This is a genomic window from Collinsella ihumii, from assembly GCF_030385545.1.
GTDB lineage: Bacteria > Actinomycetota > Coriobacteriia > Coriobacteriales > Coriobacteriaceae > Collinsella > Collinsella ihumii.
This window is the reverse complement of record NZ_JAUEIQ010000004.1, coordinates 83,771-101,400: the sequence shown is the minus strand read 5'-3', so window position 1 is coordinate 101,400 and position 17,630 is coordinate 83,771. Positions and strand designations below refer to the sequence as shown.

Annotated in this window: 18 protein-coding genes and 1 tRNA gene; 3 read left to right on the top strand and 16 right to left on the bottom strand. The window is 64.5% G+C overall.

Going from position 1 to position 17,630, the window contains the following annotated elements; genetic code table 11:
- Window positions 1–11 precede the first annotated feature (11 nt).
- On the bottom strand, window positions 12–947 hold the full coding sequence (locus tag QVN30_RS05320) for a hexose kinase (protein WP_289835705.1): 936 nt from the start codon (window positions 945–947) through the stop codon (window positions 12–14).
- A 510-nt stretch (window positions 948–1,457) separates the two neighbouring features.
- Between QVN30_RS05320 and QVN30_RS05315 the strand changes: the two genes are divergently transcribed.
- From QVN30_RS05315 to QVN30_RS05305, 3 genes are all read left to right on the top strand, one after another.
- Entirely contained in the window at window positions 1,458–2,315 is an 858-nt protein-coding gene (locus tag QVN30_RS05315; RefSeq protein ID WP_289835704.1) for a hypothetical protein, read from the top strand.
- A gap of 81 nt (window positions 2,316–2,396) precedes the next feature.
- Window positions 2,397–3,077, top strand: coding sequence for a PspA/IM30 family protein (locus QVN30_RS05310; protein ID WP_289835703.1), 681 nt, complete (start codon window positions 2,397–2,399; stop codon window positions 3,075–3,077).
- 93 nt (window positions 3,078–3,170) lie between these two features.
- Window positions 3,171–4,229, top strand: coding sequence for an aldose epimerase family protein (locus QVN30_RS05305; protein ID WP_289835702.1), 1,059 nt, complete (start codon window positions 3,171–3,173; stop codon window positions 4,227–4,229).
- Between the two features lie 112 nt (window positions 4,230–4,341).
- On the opposite strand, the gene nagA is transcribed toward QVN30_RS05305, so the two are convergent.
- From nagA to QVN30_RS05230, 15 genes are all read right to left on the bottom strand, one after another.
- Window positions 4,342–5,502, bottom strand: a complete 1,161-nt coding sequence (gene nagA / locus QVN30_RS05300; RefSeq protein ID WP_066828646.1) for an N-acetylglucosamine-6-phosphate deacetylase — start codon at window positions 5,500–5,502, stop codon at window positions 4,342–4,344.
- A 123-nt stretch (window positions 5,503–5,625) separates the two neighbouring features.
- Window positions 5,626–6,786 (bottom strand): SIS domain-containing protein, encoded by a 1,161-nt coding sequence (locus QVN30_RS05295; RefSeq protein ID WP_204540640.1) that lies wholly within the window; start codon window positions 6,784–6,786, stop codon window positions 5,626–5,628.
- A 229-nt stretch (window positions 6,787–7,015) separates the two neighbouring features.
- A complete protein-coding gene (locus tag QVN30_RS05290; RefSeq protein ID WP_066828649.1) occupies window positions 7,016–7,747 on the bottom strand; it encodes a GntR family transcriptional regulator in 732 nt (243 codons plus the stop codon).
- 206 nt (window positions 7,748–7,953) lie between these two features.
- Window positions 7,954–9,027: a PTS system mannose/fructose/sorbose family transporter subunit IID gene (locus tag QVN30_RS05285; RefSeq protein ID WP_087200313.1), complete on the bottom strand. Its 1,074-nt coding sequence runs from the start codon at window positions 9,025–9,027 to the stop codon at window positions 7,954–7,956.
- The gene (locus QVN30_RS05280; protein ID WP_066828653.1) at window positions 9,017–9,811 is read right to left on the bottom strand and encodes a PTS mannose/fructose/sorbose/N-acetylgalactosamine transporter subunit IIC; all 795 of its coding nucleotides are present in this window, start codon (window positions 9,809–9,811) and stop codon (window positions 9,017–9,019) included. Before QVN30_RS05280 ends, QVN30_RS05285 begins: the two co-directional genes overlap by 11 nt.
- A gap of 93 nt (window positions 9,812–9,904) precedes the next feature.
- Window positions 9,905–10,387, bottom strand: coding sequence for a PTS N-acetylgalactosamine transporter subunit IIB (gene agaV, locus QVN30_RS05275; RefSeq protein ID WP_066828655.1), 483 nt, complete (start codon window positions 10,385–10,387; stop codon window positions 9,905–9,907).
- A gap of 105 nt (window positions 10,388–10,492) precedes the next feature.
- Window positions 10,493–10,777: a preprotein translocase subunit YajC gene (gene yajC, locus QVN30_RS05270; protein ID WP_087200312.1), complete on the bottom strand. Its 285-nt coding sequence runs from the start codon at window positions 10,775–10,777 to the stop codon at window positions 10,493–10,495.
- Window positions 10,777–11,217, bottom strand: a complete 441-nt coding sequence (locus QVN30_RS05265; RefSeq protein WP_066828659.1) for a PTS sugar transporter subunit IIA domain-containing protein — start codon at window positions 11,215–11,217, stop codon at window positions 10,777–10,779. Before QVN30_RS05265 ends, yajC begins: the two co-directional genes overlap by 1 nt.
- A 709-nt stretch (window positions 11,218–11,926) precedes the next feature.
- A tRNA-Thr gene (locus QVN30_RS05260) sits at window positions 11,927–12,002 on the bottom strand.
- A gap of 89 nt (window positions 12,003–12,091) precedes the next feature.
- Window positions 12,092–12,565, bottom strand: a complete 474-nt coding sequence (locus QVN30_RS05255) for a NanQ anomerase/TabA/YiaL family protein (RefSeq protein WP_289835701.1) — start codon at window positions 12,563–12,565, stop codon at window positions 12,092–12,094.
- Between the two features lie 175 nt (window positions 12,566–12,740).
- Window positions 12,741–13,979 (bottom strand): purine-nucleoside phosphorylase, encoded by a 1,239-nt coding sequence (locus QVN30_RS05250; RefSeq protein WP_289835700.1) that lies wholly within the window; start codon window positions 13,977–13,979, stop codon window positions 12,741–12,743.
- Window positions 13,980–13,989: 10 nt separating this feature from the next.
- Entirely contained in the window at window positions 13,990–15,159 is a 1,170-nt protein-coding gene (locus QVN30_RS05245; protein WP_289835699.1) for a hypothetical protein, read from the bottom strand.
- Window positions 15,160–15,234: 75 nt separating this feature from the next.
- Complete coding sequence (locus tag QVN30_RS05240) at window positions 15,235–15,933, bottom strand: hypothetical protein (protein ID WP_087200305.1); 699 nt, start codon at window positions 15,931–15,933, stop codon at window positions 15,235–15,237.
- A gap of 6 nt (window positions 15,934–15,939) precedes the next feature.
- Entirely contained in the window at window positions 15,940–16,374 is a 435-nt protein-coding gene (locus QVN30_RS05235; RefSeq protein WP_066828669.1) for a hypothetical protein, read from the bottom strand.
- 3 nt (window positions 16,375–16,377) lie between these two features.
- Window positions 16,378–17,478, bottom strand: a complete 1,101-nt coding sequence (locus tag QVN30_RS05230) for an NAD(P)-dependent oxidoreductase (RefSeq protein WP_204563156.1) — start codon at window positions 17,476–17,478, stop codon at window positions 16,378–16,380.
- Window positions 17,479–17,630: the final 152 nt, after the last annotated feature.

Below are 17,630 nucleotides of genomic sequence, written 5' to 3'. Positions count from 1 at the left end.
TGCGCCGATGGCTACAGCTCGGAGATCTCCACGCCCTGGTAGATCTCGTCCCACTTGTCCATGACCAGATGGCCGGTCTGCGGGTCCATGGCGTTCAGCGTGCCGCAGGTGTTGCCGCAGCGCAGAACCTCCTCGGCGTCCGAGCCCGCAGCGATGGCATGGGCGAACCCGGCGATCGTGGAGTCTCCCGAACCGGTCGCGTTGACCGCCTCGATGCGCGGCGCGCGAGCGCGCAGCGTGCGCCCGTCATGGAACGCGACCGAACCGGCGGCGCCCATGCTGACCACGACCCACGGGATGCCGGCAAAGCGCACGTCCGCGGCCAGGGTCTGACGCAGATCCGACAGGTCGTCGGAGGTGAAGCTCGTGCCCAGCAGGCCGTTGATCTCAGTGAGGTTGGGCTTGACGAGCGTCGGCTTGACATCCGCCTCGAGCGCGGCGTCGAGCGCGGCACCCGACGTGTCCAGCAGCACCGGGACGCCCGTCTCGGCCGCGATGGCGACCAGACGCGCGTAGGTGTCGGCGGGAACCCCCTTGGGCAGCGAGCCGGAAAGCGTCACGCACGACGCCTTGGAAACCAGATCGGCATAGTTGCCCACGAACGCCTCGAGCTCCTCGGCGCTCACGGTCGGGCCGCTCTCCAGAAACTCGGTCTGGTTGCCGTCGTGCAGCAGCGCGATGCAGGTGCGGGACTCGCCCGCGATCGGCGTGAAGCGATGGGTGATGCCGTCGGCGTCCATCAGTTCGCCCAGATATGCGCCGGAATGGCCTCCTAGCAGGCCGGTCGCCACCACGTCGTCCCCCAGCTGCACGAGCACGCGGCTCACGTTCAGGCCCTTGCCGCCCGCCGTCTTGGCCGGCGTCACGCGGTTGACGTCGTCGATGACCAGGTGGTCGACGGAATAGCGCGTATCGATCGAGGGGTTCATGGTAACGGTGAGGATCATGTTCGTTCCTTCCTCCGGACAGCCTGCGGCCCTAACTGAACGCCATTGTACCGTGCGCGCCATCCGCCTTGGCTCGCGCGCTCGCCAACGGTCGGATCCAACCGCAACCAAACGAAAGCGGCGGGCGGGCAAAACCGGGCAAACTCCGAGCAGACGCGCTCGGCGTACAAATGCGCGTTGAAGGTCACGCATGCCCGCGGGAGTGGGAATAATCTGTCTATTGAAAGACACGCGTGGCCGCGCCGCGCGCAGGCAGAAAGGGCATCTCCATGGGTAGATCGGGTTCACCCGGCGGCGGGCGCTCGGGCGGAGGCTTCGGCTCCGGCGGCGGACGCCGCTCGGGCGGGTTTTCCGGAGGCCGCGGAGGATTCGGGAGAAGCGGCGGCAGAAGCGCCCGACGCCCCGGGTCGTTCGGCGGATTCGGCGGCGCGCCCATGGGAGGCATGGGGGGGACCGCCCCCGCGCTCCTCGGGCGGGGGCTTTCTGGGCGGCTTTCTCATGGGGAGCCTCATGAACAGGCGCCCCGCCGTCGTCGTCACGGACGGCGGAGGCAAGGGCCCGGTGCGTGGAGGCGGAAGCGGAGGACGGGGCGGATGCGCGGGCGCGATCATCGCCCTCGTGGTGCTCGCCCTGCTCGGAGCGCTCGTCGCGGCCTTCATGCCCTCCTGCTCGTCCGACTACACCGCGCAAAACGCATCGACCGTCGTCCGCGAGGAGCTGGCTCCCGGCTCGGTCACCGAGACCGCCTACTACACCGACCAGGACGGCGACTGGATCCACGATCCGGCGGCCCTCGAGTCGGGCATGCGCGCGTTTTACGAGAAGACCGGCGTGCAGCCCTACGTGTACATCCTGCCCAACGGGACCAGCACGTCGGTGTCGCAGCTCACCGATCTCGCCGAGGAGCTCTACGACCAGCTCTTCAGCGACGAGGGACACTTCCTGCTCGTCTTCTGCAATGACGGGAACGGCTCGTACACCTGCGGCTACGCGATCGGGTCTTTGGCCGCCGACGTGATGGACAGCGAAGCGTGCAGCATCCTCGCCACGCAGATCGAGCGCGCCTACAACGACTACTCGCTGTCCGAGGAGGAGATATTCTCCGAGGCGTTCGCGAACACCGCCGACCTCATCATGGGGGCAGCTGAGCGCAAGCAGACATCCGACATGATGGGGACCGTGGGGCTGGCGGTCGTCGGCGTCGCCGTGGTCGGCGGCATCGCGGCCTTCATCGTCAAGAAGAAGAGGACGGCCGACCGCGAGCGTCGCGAGCAGGCGGAGAAGATCCTCAACACCCCGCTCGAGACGTTCGGCGACTCGGACATCGAGGACCTGGCGGATAAATACGAAGATGACGCCACAAGCTGATCGGCGCGTCGATAGGCCGCCTTGCCCGCAAGGCGGCGACATAGAAGAAGAGGCACCGGCCTCCCTGCAGAAAGGAATGCAATGGGAATCTTAGAGCGCTTCGCCACGATCGTGAAAGCCAACATCAACGAGCTGCTCGACCACGCCGAGGATCCGGCGAAGATGATCGACCAGTACCTCGTCGACCTCACCGAGTCGCTCGCCGAGGTCAAGCAGGAGACCGCCGGCGTCATCGCCGAGGAGAAGCGCTGCCGCCGCATGGTCGACGACAACGCCGCCGAGATCGCGCGCATGGAGGACCTCGCGAAGAAGGCCCTCGCCGCGGGCAACGAAAGTGACGCACGCACGTTTCTGGGCAAAAAGCAGCAGCTCGCGACCGCCGGCACCGAGCTGGAGAAGGCTTATGACGCCGCGCACGCCAACGCCGACAAGATGCGCCAGATGCACGACAAGCTCGTGAGCGACATCGAGAACCTCAAGAGCCGCCGCGAGACCATCAAGGCCAAGGTCGCCGTCGCCAAGACGCAGGAGAAGGTCGCCGGCTTCACCTCCGGCTCCGACCGCGCCGAGAGCGCCATCGAGGCGTTCGACCGCATGGAGGCCAAGGCGGATCGCATGCTCGACACCGCCGACGCCATGGCGGAGCTGAACGAGGAGCCGGCAGATGAGGTTGCCGACCTCGAGAAGAAGTACGCCTCTGCGGTCAACGACGCCACCGTCGACGACGACCTCGCGCGCCTCAAGGCGGAGATGGGCCTGTAGGAGCCCGCCCCGGCGCCGCCCGGCAAGGGCAATCGGCCGTCGTTTCCCTATAATGGGGGCAGCGAATTTACGCACCTCGAACAAGGAGGAACCATGATCAGCGCAACACCTTTTGGAACGACACCGGATGGCGCACAGGTCACCTGTTATGCCATCGACAACGGCAGCATCACCGTCCGTGTCATGAACTTCGGCGCCACCATCATCGGGATCGACGCCCCCGATGAGAACGGCGAGTGCGCCGACATCGTCTTGGGCTACGGAACAATCGACGGCTATACCGCGGCCAACCCCTCCTGCTACGGCGCGACCATCGCCCCTTCCGCCAACCGCATCGGCGGCGCAGAGCTCACCATCGACGGCGAGACGTGGCACCTCGTGAAGAACGAAGGGGAGAACAACCTCCACACCGACCTCGATCACGGCCTGCACAAGCGCGTGTGGAACGCCGAGGTCATTGACGCCGAGAACACCGTCCGCTTCACCACCGCCCTCGCCCACGGCGAGCTCGGCCTTCCCGGCGAGCGCGCGTTCACGGCGGAGTACACGCTCACGCCCGCCGGCGTCCTGCGCCTGCGCTACGCGGCGACCTCCGATCGCCGCACGTTCGTGAACATGACCAACCATGCCTACTTCAACCTGGCCGGCCATGATTCCGGAAGCATCTTGGGACAGGTCGTCTCCGTCAACGCGTCGCAGGTGCTCGTCGTCGACGAGCACTCGGTTCCCACCGGGGAGCTGCGCGACGTCGAGGGCACCGCGTTCGATTTCCGCTCGCCCAAGCCGCTCGGCCGCGATATCGAGGCCGACGACGAGCAACTCCGCATCGCCCACGGCTTCGACCACTGCTTCTGCGTCGACGGGTTCCGCGCGACCGGCGCGCACCTGCGTCCCGCCCTCCACGCCGAAGACCCCGAGAGCGGCCGCGTGCTCGACATCTCCATCACGACCCCCGGCGCCCATCTGTACACGGGCAACTTCGTGGGCGACGAGCATGCCAAGGACGACGCGACCTACCGGGCCAACGACGGCTTTGCCTTTGAGCCCGAGTACTACCCGAACACGCCCAACATCCCGAGCTTCCCGCAGTGCTTCTGCGGACCCGAGCATCCGTACGAGAGCGTCATCGAGTACCGGTTCTCCACGCTCTAAAACATGCGGCCCCCTGCCAACGGGGACGGGCGCACATGAAAAAGACGGCCGGGGGCGACCCCGACCGTCTTTTTTATGTGCACATCCCCCGGCAGGGGGCCGAGCAGAAGCTTTACGCCTTATACACCGACGCGCCGCCCAGATAGGTCTCAACGAGCGTCATATCGGGCTCGAGCACCACGAAGTCGGCCGCGCGGCCGGGACGGATCGAGCCGCACACGTCGTCGATCTCGTTGGCCTCGGCGGGCGCCTGGGTGGCCATGTAGACCGCCTGCTGCGGCGTGGCGATGCCCCAGTCGACCACGTTCTTGACCGCCTGGTTCATGCGCAGGATGGAACCGGCGAGCGAGCCGCCGTCCTTCAGGCGCGCCGTGCCGTCCTTCACGATCACCGGCAGCTCGCCCAGGAAGTAATCGCCGTCCGGCATGCCGCCGGCGCACATGCAGTCGGTGATGAGGCAGGTGTGCTCGCGGCCCTTGGCGTTCATGACGATGGCGGCCGCGAACGGATTCACATGATGGCCGTCGCAGATGAGCTCGGAGAACGACTTATCGCCCGAATACAGCGCGGCACCGACCATGCCGGGCTCACGATGATGCAGCGGGCTCATGCCGTTGTACGTGTGGACGAACACCGTCGCGCCGGCGTCCAGGCAGGCCAGGGCCTCCAGGATGCCCGCATCGGAGTGGCCAAGCGCCACGACGACGCCCATCTTGCGCGCCTCGCGAATGAAGTCCGGGCTCTCCGGGTACTCGGCGGCGATGGCGATCTTCTTCACGAGGCCGTGCGCGGCATCCTGCCACACGCGCAGCTTCTCGATCTGCGGGGCCGACAGGTAGGCCGGGTTCTGAGCGCCCTTGTGCTTCTCGGTGAAGAACGGGCCCTCCAGGAAGATGCCCTGAATGCGCGCCATGGGCTCCTCGCCCGGTTCCTCGTTCGCCTCGTACACGCTTGCGCAGGCGTCGGCGAGCTGCTCGGTGGTGGCGGTCAGCGTCGTCGGCATCCACGAGGTCACGCCGTTGCGCAGGATGCCGCGGGAGATGGTGCGCACGCTGTCGGCCTTGCAGTCCATGACGTCATGATCGTCGAACCCGTGGATGTGCGTGTCGACGAAACCGGGAGCGATCTGCTTGCCCGTGTAGTCGAGAATCTCGCAGTCGGGCTTCTCGGTCGTATAGGCGCCGAACACGCCGTCCTCGACCATCAGGTAGCCGCCGTGCGCAACACGCGTCGGGAAGAAGAACGTATCGGCGGTAATCGCATAGGTGCTCATGCTGAGCTCTCCTTTCACATTCTGCTGGTGCTACAGCTGAAGGGTACGCCCCCTCGTGTAGTAAAATGCCCGCCCCGCCGGACTCGACGAGGCGGGCTGGGCAAGCTGTCGCGTCGCGCTTACTTACGCGCCGTAGGGATGGATCGTGACGCCCTTCACCACGCGGTTGACGGTGCCGGTGGGGCTCGGCGTGTCGGGTGTGTTGCCCACGCGCACGGAGTTGAGCAGGCTCACGGTCTGGCCGACCATGATGAAGGGCAGGGCCAGGTAGCCCTCGGGCAGCGCGTCGTAGCCCTTGAACGTAAAGGAGGCGTGCTCGAAGGCGGTCGCGCCCTCCTGCTGGATGGCGATCGTCTTCATGGCGATGCCGTCGCCGTTGATCTCCTCAAGGATGTCGAGGTCGTACTGGCGGGTGTACTCGTCGTTGTTCACGAACACGAACACGAGCGTCTTGTCGTCGACGAAGGACTTGGGCCCGTGACGGTAGCCCATCGAGGTGTCCCACGAGGTGGCGACAAGACCGCGGGCGAGCTCGAGGATCTTGAGCTGAGCCTCCTGGGCGAGGCCGCCGAAGGAGCCGGAGCCCAGATAGGTCATGCGGTTGAAGTCGCAGTTCAGGAACTCGGCGATCTCGGCCTCGCGTGCAACGACCTCCTCGCCCATCTTGGCAGCGGTCTCGACCCATGCGGCCTTGGCGTCCTCGTCAGAGCAATCGAACAGCAGCATGGTGATGAGCGACATGCACGAATAGCTGCCCGTCATGGCGAAGCCCTGGTCGTTCGCGCGCGGGATCAGGATCGTGTAGGCGTTCGGGTCGTCGGCGGACTCGACGGCGAGCTTGCCCTCGGGGGCGCAGGTGATGTTCAGGAACTTGATGTTCTTCACGACCTTGCGGGCGACCTCGACGGCGGCAAGGCTCTCGGGGCTGTTGCCGGAGCGGGCAAAGGAGACGAGCACGGTCGGATCGTCCGGACGCAGGAAGTCGAGCGGCGCGGAGACGATGTCGGTCGTTGCGACGGGCATGAAGTTGAAGGCGTCGGTGTCGCCGGCGTGACGCAGGTAGGGCGCCACCGTGTCGCCGACGTAATCGGACGTGCCGGCGCCTGCGAACACGACGCTCACGCGACCGAGCTTCTTGATATCGGCCAGGAACTCCTCGACACCCGCCTTGTTCTCCTTGTAGATGTTGTAGGCGTCGCGCCACAGATCAGGCTGCTGCTTAATCTCGGTCGTGGTGATGTGGGCGCCCATGGCCTTCAGCGCCTCGAGGTCCTTCTCGAACATTTCTACTCCTTTGCAAACAAGCTCGGCTTGGCGACGAAGCCGTCGACAAGCACTGCCACCACGTATCAGGGGACCGCGCATCCTCTGTCGGCCGCAAGCCCCCCAGATGACAGGGCATCCCCTACCCGTCTCGACAGGTCGAACGTAACCGGTCTGTCGTGCACGAGTGCCCCTGCGAGGGCCGAGTGCGTGCTCGCTCAGCTCTCGCAGGTGCACTGAGGTGCTCGGATCATTCGTTCCGATAGTGGAAGATCTTGTATTTGAACTGGTCAGCACGGGCAACGGAGAGCGTGTACTCGATGATCTCGTTGCCCATGTTGTACGTGGTCCGCACCAGGTCGAGCACGGGCGCGCCCTCGCTGATGTCGAGCAGATGCGCGTCGGCGGGGCGGGCGATGCTCGCGAAGAACTCCTCCTCCGCCACGCGGATCTTCTCGTGGAAGTACTGCTCGATGACGTGATAGAGCGACTCATGCTCGAGCATGGGGCGCTTGAGCGACATGAACTTGCGCACCGGAAGATAAGTCCGCTCGACCATCATCGGAACGCCGTCGGCGCTGCGCAGGCGCTTGATCTTGAAGAGCTTGTCGCCGATGCGCACGCCCAGGCTGCTGGCAAGGTTCTTGTCCGACTCGATCTCGGAAAACTCGAGGATGGTCGTCGCGGGCTTACGGCCCAACTCGCGCATCTGCTCGGTGAAGCTGTAGGTCTGGGAGAGGTTTGTGGTCTGCACGGAACGGTCGGCCACAAAGGTCCCGCGCCCGTGCTGGCGCACGACGAGACCCAAACGCTCGAGCTCCTGCAGCGCCAGGCGCACCGTCGTGCGCGACAGGCCGTAGTACTTGGAGAGCTCGCGCTCGGAGGGCAGCATGTCGCCGGGGCGGTACTCGTGCTCGATCTTCTCGGTCAGAATATCCACCAGCTGGTCATACAGCGGCTGTTTGCGAGCTGCGATCGCCATGCGCGTCACCCTCCTTACCGGTTATGCGAAAAGACGACCCGGACAGATCTCCTCGAATTCCGAGGGGAACTGTCCCAGCGGTCTCGCCGCATGCGAAAAAACAATACGGCCGCGTCCCTCAACGCGTGCGGGTCGCGGCCGTTCACATCGATCTCAATGTGAGCAGGGATGCGCACGTGGGCGCGCGCATCCCTGCTAAACCGTCCTTAACCCCAAAGGTTGATGAAGGGGAGGGCGCCGACGATGCCGATGATGAGCAGCAGAACGATGCCCTTGATCGGCGTGAAGTTCTTCTTGGCGAACAGGAAGTACAGCAGAAGAACGAGCGCGAGCGGGACGAGCTTGGGCAGCACGGAGTCGAGCGTGGAGGCCACGGAGTAGGAAACCGGAGTCTCGGTAACCTCGCCGTAGGTGACCTGGCTCATGCCGTTGCCCAGGTCGACGATGCCGGTCTCGACGGCGTTGCCGTCGGCGTCGGCAGCGGTCAGGGCGTTGCCGTCCATATCGCTGATGGCGAGCGTACCGGCCTCGGCGGTGTCGGTGTCGACAGCCAGGTCAGCGAAGTTCTCGGCATCCTCGTTGGAGACGACGATGGTGTGGGCAGCAAGGCCGCGGGTGGTGCCGTTGGGGATCGTGAGGTTGATCTGGGTGGCACCCATGGTGACGGTCAGGCAGCCGACGACGAAGACGCCGAGGATGGAGGCTGCACGGGTGAACGCCTGCATGTTGGCGGTCAGCGCATCGATGGCGCCGGTGCCCACACGGTAGGACCAGTTCATCAGGCCGAAGCGGCAAGCGAACTGAGCGATGTTGAAGATCACCAGGAAGATGATCGGAGCGGCGATGTTGCCGGCGATGGCCATGTTCGAGGTGATGCCGGCCGTGATGGGCACGAGCGTCAGCCAGAACAGGGCGTCGCCGATGCCGCCCAGAGGCGAGGCCGCGGAAATGCGGACGGCGCGGATGGTCTGGGTATCAACCTTGTTCTGCTCGAGGGACAGAACGATACCCATAACGAAGGTCACCAGGAAGGGGTGCGTGTTGATGAAGTCCAGGTTGTGGTACATCGACGCCGCGAGGTCCTTCTTGTTGGTGTGGACCTTCTCCAGACCGGGGATCATGGCGAACAGCCAGCCACCGGACTGCATGGTCTCGTAGTTGAACGAAGACTGAAGCCAGCAAGAGCGCAGGGCCATACGGTTCAGAGTCTTCTGGTCGACCTGCGGAGCAGGGGTCAGATCCTCATAGCGCTCGGGGACGACGAACTCATTAGATGCCATCAGAGAAGTCACCTCCGTCAAATGCGCCCTTCAGCTCGGTCTGCTGCTGGAAGTCCCAGAAGGCGATGCCGAAGCCGATGAGGGTAAGGATGAGCAGAGCGGGGCCGGCGATGGCCTCGATGTTGCTCGCGATCAGGGCAAGGCCGAAGCCCATGAAGAAGAAGCCCCACATATCGCGATTCATCATGATCTTGAGCAGGATGGCGAAGCCGACGAACTTCATCATGTTGCCCGCCTGGGACAGACCGGTGTTGAGCCATGCGGGGATGGCGTCGACGATCTGCTGGCCGACGGCGAGGCCGCCGATGAAGAACAGGGTCACGATGACAGCGAAGATCAGGCCGAGGATGATCTCTGAGATGATCGTCCACTTGGTGATCGCCTTGGTGTCGGCCTTCTCGGCAGCGCTGCGGAAGAACTCAAGCAGCGGAGCGCGCAGCGTGAAGAACAGGGTCACGCCGTACTGGCCGAGGAGCGCGAACGGAATCGCGGTGGCAACGGCCATATCCGGATCCATGTCGAGCGTGCAGGCAAAGATAGCAGCCATGATGCCGCCGATGACCGCGTTGGGCGGCTGGGCACCTCCGATCGGCATGTTACCGATGGTCATGAGCTGATACGTACCACCGACGATCAGGCCGGTGTTCACATCGCCAAGGATGGCACCGATGATAGCGCCGGTGACGATGGGCTGGTACAGCGACTCCAGGAAGTCGAACTGGTCGATAGCCGCGACGAAGGTGACCAAGAAGACCAAAATGATCTGAACAGCATTAACGTCCATCTATGCTCCTCCTTTCGAATGTGTTCAATGCGAACTGTTACGACTGTTTGCGCCGGGCACATGCCAACCGACGCGCTTGAGAGACGACGACTCTTAGCTGAAGAGCTTGCTGACGTCCTCAACCGGCGTGCTCGGAACACGCCTGATCTCCAGTTCCACCCCCAAATCCTGAAGCTCCTTGAAAGCGGCGACGTCGGCGTCGTCAACGGCGACCGTCGTTGCAACCTGCCGCTTTCCCTCCGACATGTGCATGTTGCCGATGTTGACCTTCTTTATAGGCACCCCGCCCTTGACGAGCTTCAGCACGTCCTGCGGAGTCTCGGCCACGATGAAGATCTTCTGCTTGGGCGACGCCTTCGCGATGATGTCGATGGTGTGCTGCAGCGAGAAGAAACGGGTGGCGACGCCGGCCGGGGCCGCCATCTTCATGAGGTTCTGACGCATGGTGTTGTTGGAAACCTCGTCGTTGGCAACGAGGATAAGGTTGGCGCCCAGGGTGGAGTTCCACTGGGTGGCGACCTGACCATGGATCAGACGATTATCGATGCGGGTAAGAAGAATGTTGGGCTCTGCCATGTTGGTACGCATCCTTTCGTATCTGCTCTGTAGTCCTGCACGTACAATGACGTTTGTTCAGGGAGTCCCTGTGCGAAGGCTCCCGAAAAACCGAATCCCTGGAGGTTAGCGCTGGATTTCCTGGATGGCGTAGCGGGAGACATCCATTACGGCGCCGGAACGAACCTTAACCTCGACCTTGTCGCCGTTGATGCTCTTGATGGTTCCGTAGATACCGCCGGCGAACATGATCTCCTGGCCTGGGGCGAGCTCGTTGTGAAGCTCCTTGAAGTAGTTGCGCTTCTTCCTGACGCCCACCTGAGACCAGATCAGGTAGACGACCCCCATGATGGCGAAAAGTATCAGCAGCGCCACCGAGGAGGACAGAACGCTTCCCCAGAAGCCCTCCATTAAATACCGTCCTCGCCGTCAAACTCGTCGCCCTCGGGAACGGAGGCCTCGAGCTTCTTGTGGACGATGCCCATCTTGCCGATCTCGACCGCCTGGTCGGCGAGCTCGTCGAGCGTCGAACCTGCGCCGCGGGTGAGCAGAAGCTCGATCAGCATGGGCAGGTTGGCACCGGTGACCACCTCGACATCGGCGATGTCCTGGGAGATCATCATGGCCTGGTTGAACGGCGTGCCGCCCAGCAGGTCCACGAACACGAGAACGCCGTCGGTCTCGGCGCGCATGGCGCTGATGGCGGCGCGGAGGTCCTCGCCGTAGCTGGCGGCCTTGGACCCGTCAAACGGAACGATCTGGAACGCGGGCTGGTCGCCGGCGACCATGTCGATAGCGCTCGCAAGACCGTTGGAGAACTGAGCGTGCCCCGTAAGGATGAAACCGATCATGAAACCCACCTTTCCGCGGGATGCTTTTTCTCGCAGCCGCCTGCTTCTCTTCACGAAAACTGGTAGTAACCACGTGACGTGTGACTCCATTCTAGCAGGCGCACGATTGTTTGTTATGTGTTTTCCTGCAAGCGGTCCCAATCCGCCATTCACAGACGTTTTTCTACCGCCCACCCTACTTTTTGCGTCATTACCAGCACATTATTTTCTTCCGAATTCCCCTTGAGCGGATGGTCTTTCACCTGCTGGAACAGGCTCTTTTATTTCGTAAAAGTAAAATTTCGTACTCCACACTTCCTTCATATATGTGATGAACAACGAACTGGTATGAACTGGTTCGCTTTGTCTGCTTACACGTTTAACCATCCCCACTGGTCCACACCTCTTGCAAATCGGGGACGTACCTTTTTCTTGCACGCACGCGAGGGGAATACCGAGGGACCGTGCGCCCTTCCCTGCCGTTCATGAGCCTTTGCGCGAACCTCGAGATGCATCTCAAGGCCTTTATAACCCCTGCTAGGCTCCATGCGGCCTTGATTCGCGGGCTTTAATGCGCCGGACACGAGCCCGAAAACGAATAGTAGCGAGTGCAAACCGAGGACGTACCTTCCGCGTGCATTAATGCACGCGGAAGGTACGTCCCCGGTTTGCACTCCCCCGATGGCGCGGCATGAAAAAGGGTCCCTGTGGGGACCCTTTTTGCAATCAATGGAGCCAACGAGCGGATTCGAACCGCTGACCCACGCATTACGAGTGCGTTGCTCTACCAGCTGAGCCACGTTGGCTTGTATTGGCCGGATTTCTGCATCCGACGATTGCTTATAGTACGGCCTGTCGGGCTATAGCGCAAGGGGTCAGTTTCGCCTCCACAAAACTACGCATCCCAGAAATCGTCGGCAAGCACCTTGAAGCAGATCTTCTTGACGGGCTGCGCGCCGTCGTCGCCGTATTGGAGCGTGGGCATGTGCGGCTCCCCGACGACGAACACCGCGAACTTCCCATCCGCCAGATCGCCCTCGATAAAGGCACCGGCGTCCACGAGCTCGAAGTCGTCCGCCTCGTTGAACGGCTCCACCTGCACGGTATCACCCAGCGCGACGCGATACGCCTCGCGCCCCGAAAGGTCGATCTGCACATCGTGGTAGCGACGATGCGTCTCGTAGTGCGCCTCGGAAGCGCACCGGGTGGTGGCCTCCATCACGTTGGCGTACACCTTGTCGCCCAGGATCTCATGGCTTCCGCACGCAAGCTGCGCCGGATCGTTTTCCTCAAGCCAGTCGATCAGCACATCGAGTCCGCGCATCATCCCCCGGTACCGGGGCAGATCGGTCAGTGCACCGCAAATCATTCGTGCCATCCTCTCATGGTTACGACCGCGCTGCTCCCGTGCAGCGCGGCACATGCCTCGTACACCATACAAGCCCGCAGCGCGAGCAGCACCCGCATCCGTGAACGGCATCGGCCCGAAGTGGCGCATCGCGCCCGGCGCCCCGCCGCGCGAAAAGGCGGAGGGCTGCATCCGCCTACGCGTGCGAGCCTCCCAGATAGCGCAGGACGCCCAGGATGATCTTTTGGCAGACCTCGCCCCCGCGCTCGGCCTCCTCCAGCACCTCCGCATGCGTGTTGGACGCCAGCCCGGCCTTGTTGGTCACGAGCGTGAGCCCCAGCACCTGCATGCCCAGCGCATGCGCCATGATCGCCTCGCACACCGTGGACATGCCCACGTAGTCGGCTCCGAGCACGCCCAGCGCGCGCACCTCGGCCGCCGTCTCGTAGGTCGGGCCCAGAAGCCCGGCGTACACGCCCTCGGCAAGCGGTGCGCCGGCATCCTGCGCGGCGGCGCGGGCGAACTCCGCCAGATAGCTCGAATACCCGCCCGCCATGGAGATGAACGGTACCTCGATCTCGGCTTCCGCCACGCACGCGGCGCTCGCCAGCGGATTCACGCCGGTCAGGTTCAGCTGGTCGCGGATGATGCCCGTCGTGCCCGGCTCGATATCGCCCACCGCGCCCGAGGCGCAGGTGAGGATGATGTCCCGGCAACCCAGGCGATAGGCATGACGGATGAGGGAGGTCACCTCGAGGGCGGAGTACCCCTGATACAGATGCACGCGGCCGGGATAGACCACCACCGGCATGCCGTCGATCGTCCCCACGAGCACCTCGAAGCGATGTTCCTCGACCGGAATCGCCTCGGCCGGGAACCCCTCGATGTCCTCATAGGGAATACGGCGCACCGCGCGCACGCGATCGGCCACAGCGCCCAGGCCGCTTCCCAGCACGATGGCCACCGGATGCTCAAAACTCGGCTCGCAGTACTTGACCAGCTCTTCATCGACCACGGTGAATCCCTCCCGCTTCAGCATCTGCGCCGCCACGCCGTCGCCCGGCACCACCCGTCCGGAAAACGTCCCGTCGTAGATGGCGCCCGACCCGCATGACGGACTCCGTGCCTTCAGGATAGCAAGCCGCGCGCCCGAGGCCTTCGCGATATCGACCGAACGGGCCGCACCGTCCGTGTACGCGCGCGTCACGTCGACGCCGTCGGAGCGCACGACGCGGTCCCCTCGCACCTCGGCGGGCGTGCGCGGGCACGGCAGGCCGCCGAGCATCTCGGGGCAGATGGGCGCAACCGCCTGCTCGCCGCCTTGAGCGCGCAGCCGCCGGGCCAGGCGCAGGCACCCCAAATGAGGCTTGGAGCCCCCATCGTAGCGACAGGCGGCTCCAAGCAGGCAATCACTTATGACGATGCGCAGCGGCATGCGCGCATCCTTACTGATACAGACCGTACAGGTCGATGTCGGCGTTCGCGAACAGGCCGTTGCGGAACTCCGACCACGTCGTGGTGGCCTCGGAGCTCGACTGCGCGTACAGCTGGTAGGCGGTGTAGTAGGCGGTCAGCGCCTGCTCGTAGCTCGCGGAATCGGCCGTGAAATCGGTGCCCGACAGCGCGCTGTAGTAGGGGCCGTCCTGCGAGGCCCAGGTGCCGGCCGCGCTGTCCCACTCGTCGCCGGCAAGCCCGATGATGTAGTCGGCGTACTCCTTGGATCGCGTCGAGGTGTCGCCGTTCTCGGGCTCCGTGGGCGCCGTGGGCACCGTCGAGGTGCTCTCGGGGACGATCTGGTCGTACAGCTTCTGCAGGGTCGCCTGCTGGCGCACGATTTCTTTGGCCTGGTCCTCGCTCACCTGGTACTGCTCGGCCATGGTAGCGAAGTCGGACATGCCGATGGTGTCCTGGGCGAACTGGATCATCTCGTCCTCGGAGACCGTGATGCCGCGCGCGTCGGCCTCGCCCAGAAGGATCTGGTTGCGCACGTAGGCGATCGCGGTGTCGGCGGTGGGCGTCGGGTAGGTGCCGTCGTCCTGCTTCACCGCATCCAGGCTGTACTGCGACTCGATGAGTTCGCGCGCCGTCACGTCGTGGTCCTCGCCGTTGTACGAATACCGGGCGACCGTGGTGTCGAGCTGGTCGTCGGTGAGCGTCGCCGTGTCGATGCCCTCGGCACCCGAGGCGAAACCGCCCGAACCGATGAAGTAGCCGACCACCGCGGCGACGATCACGCAGATGACGGCGATGGCCGCGAACAGCGGCATCTTGCTCTTGCCGCCGCCCGTGCCGCCCGCGCCGGTGCCGTCCTTCGTGTCGGAAGGCCCGCGCGGGACATCGGACGACGCCGCGGGCTCGGCATCCTTCGCGTCGTCGGCGTCCTTCTTGGCATGGCGGCCGAAATGGCTGCCAGCGCCCGCGGCGCCCACGGCGCTCTGCTCCTGGGCGTCATCGGCCTCGTCCTCGCCGTCGGCCTCGGCGGCGATGTCCTCGGCGCTTTTGCCGGCAATCAGATCGTACTCGGGTGTCGGCAGGTCATCGGGCGTATCGGAGCGCTCGATGATCTCGATGCCGTCGATGACGTCGTGCTCTTCCTTCTTCTGAACCAGACCCATGGGTAGGTACTCCTTCACTCAGGCGCGAACCCGCATGCGCGAGCGCGCGCGTCGGCAGCCGCAGGTCCTTTACGGCTACTCCTCGTCGTCGTCCATGTCGCTGTCCTTGGCGACAGCACGGGCGCGCTTCTGCGGATGGTCGAGCTTGAAGCGCTTGACCAGCGCGTTGTAAATCTCCCCGGAACGGGCCTTGAGGTAGGAACCCTTCCCGTTCTCGGCATCGAACTGCAGGCGGCCGGCCAGCTCGCTCGCCACGCCGCCCTCGATCTTGCCCGACGCGAACGTGTGCAGGCAGCCGAGCATATCGCGGTACTCGAGATCGCCGTGATAGCACTGGATCGCCTCGTCGAGGATCGGCCACACCTTCTTGGAGCGGCCGCGCTCCGTAGCGCCCCACGTGCACAGCATGCGGAACGCCGACAGGCGAAGCGTCGACGACAGGTCATCGAACAGGGCGGCCTCGGCCCCGTCGTAGGCGGCGCCGATCTCCTTGGCGTGATCGGGCACGAGGATCGTCAGCGCGTCAAGGATCTCCCAGCGCGTCTGCGCCTCGGGACGATACAGTGCGTCGATGAGGTCGGAGATGTAGGGTACGAGCAGGTCGGGTTCGCGTTCGGCGAGCAGATGAACCACGCGCGCGGCAAGCTGGCGCTTCAAGCGGCTGCGGCCGGCAAGGTCGTCGATCAGGGCCGCCAGCGCGTCGCGGTTGTGCTCGACGCCGGCCAGACGCTGGGCCTCCTCGGCGGTCAACTCCTGGTTTAGCTCTTCTGCCATAAACTATTACCTCGCATCCTTTGCGTTCTTCCGTGTCTTGGACCGCTTGTCCTCGGTAACCGAGATCAGATCTGGAGCCGGCGCGCCTTCCTTCCGGCGGCGACGGCGCTCCTCGCCGCCTCCCCGCTCGGCGGTCTCACGGTGCGAACGGTTGACGTTGAACATCTTATCAAGCGCGCGCCACGGACCCGTCGACTCCCCGAAGGCCATCTTGAGCCCCGCGATGCAGCCGGCAAGCAGGCCGATGATCGCGCCGTAGAGCAGCGGCAGCCCCGCGAAGATGAACGCGAGCAGCACGGTGACGATGATCGCCGCGGCGTTCATCTTCCAGTAGTCCGCCTTGGTGACCGCGCGCTCGCCCACATTGCTGCCGATCAGAAACCCGATGTAGACACCGAACAGCAACAGCAGCAGCGAGCAGATAAGAAATGCTATCTCCATGCGCTACTCCGCGTGGTCCTCATCGTGATGGTGCCCGCAGGCGCACTCGTGGCCATCGTCGTGATGGTGGCCGCCGCAGCACTCGTGGTCGTCGCCGTGGTGGTGATCATGGCCGCAGGTGCACTCGTGGTCGCCATGGCCGTGGTCGTGGCCGCAGCCGCACTCGTCGTCCTCTTCGTGGGCGGCGGTGTACTTGGACCAGTCGAGACCGGCGGCGACCGCCTCGGCCTCCTCCTGGTACAGCAGCGTGACGGCCTGCGTGCCCAGCTCACCGCCGCCGATGGCCTCGAGCATGTCGTAGAGCGTGAAGGCGGTGTCAGCGCCGGGCAGCGCAATCTCCTTCTCCTCGGCGACCTGCAGCGCCAGGCCGATATCCTTGAGGAAGTGCTTGACCATGAAGCCGGGCTTCCAGTCGCCCACGAGCGACTTGGGCGCGAGCTGCTCCATGGCGCCGGACTTGCCCGTGCCGCCGAGAATCATCTCGCGCGTGAGGTCCAGATCGAGATCGGACTGCTGGGCGAACGACAGGGCGTCGGCCATGCCCACCATGGACGCGGCGAGCGACACCTGGTTGGCGAGCTTGGCCGCCTGGCCCTTGCCCGCGCCGCCGAAGCAGAAGATCTTAGCGGAGAAGGTCTCGAGCACCTCGCGAACCGGGGCGACGTCGGTCTCGGTGGCGCCGATGATCAGCGTGAGCGTGCCGGCGATCGCGCCCGCCTCGCCGCCGGTCACCGGGCAGTCGAAGGCGTGCTTGCCCATGGTCTCGGCGGCCTCGGAGATGTCGCGGGCGAGCTCGGGCGAGCTCGTGGTCAGGTCGATGAGGTAGGCGCCGGGCTTCGCGGACTGCAGCAGGCCGTCGCCCGCCAGGTAGATCTCCTCGACGTCGGTGGGGAAGCCGACCATGGTGAACACGACATCGGCGTCCTTCGCCGCCTCGGCGGGGCTTTCCGCCCAGTGCGCGCCGCGCGCGACGAGATCGTCGGTCTTGGACTTCGTGCGGTTGTAGACCGTGACGTCGTACCCGGCGTCCAGGATGTGGCCGGCGATGGGGGCGCCCATGATGCCGGTGCCGATAAACGCGATGCTGGGCTTCTTGTCTGCCATGTAACGAACTCCTATCTCAGGTGTGTATAGCCAAATCAAAACACGTATCTACCCACAACCCGCCCTCTCGCGCACGTCTCACGCGAGAAACACGGGCCTCGGTGGCATGCCGGCCGGGCCATCCCGCATCCGGCACGAGGTCGCAGCCGGGA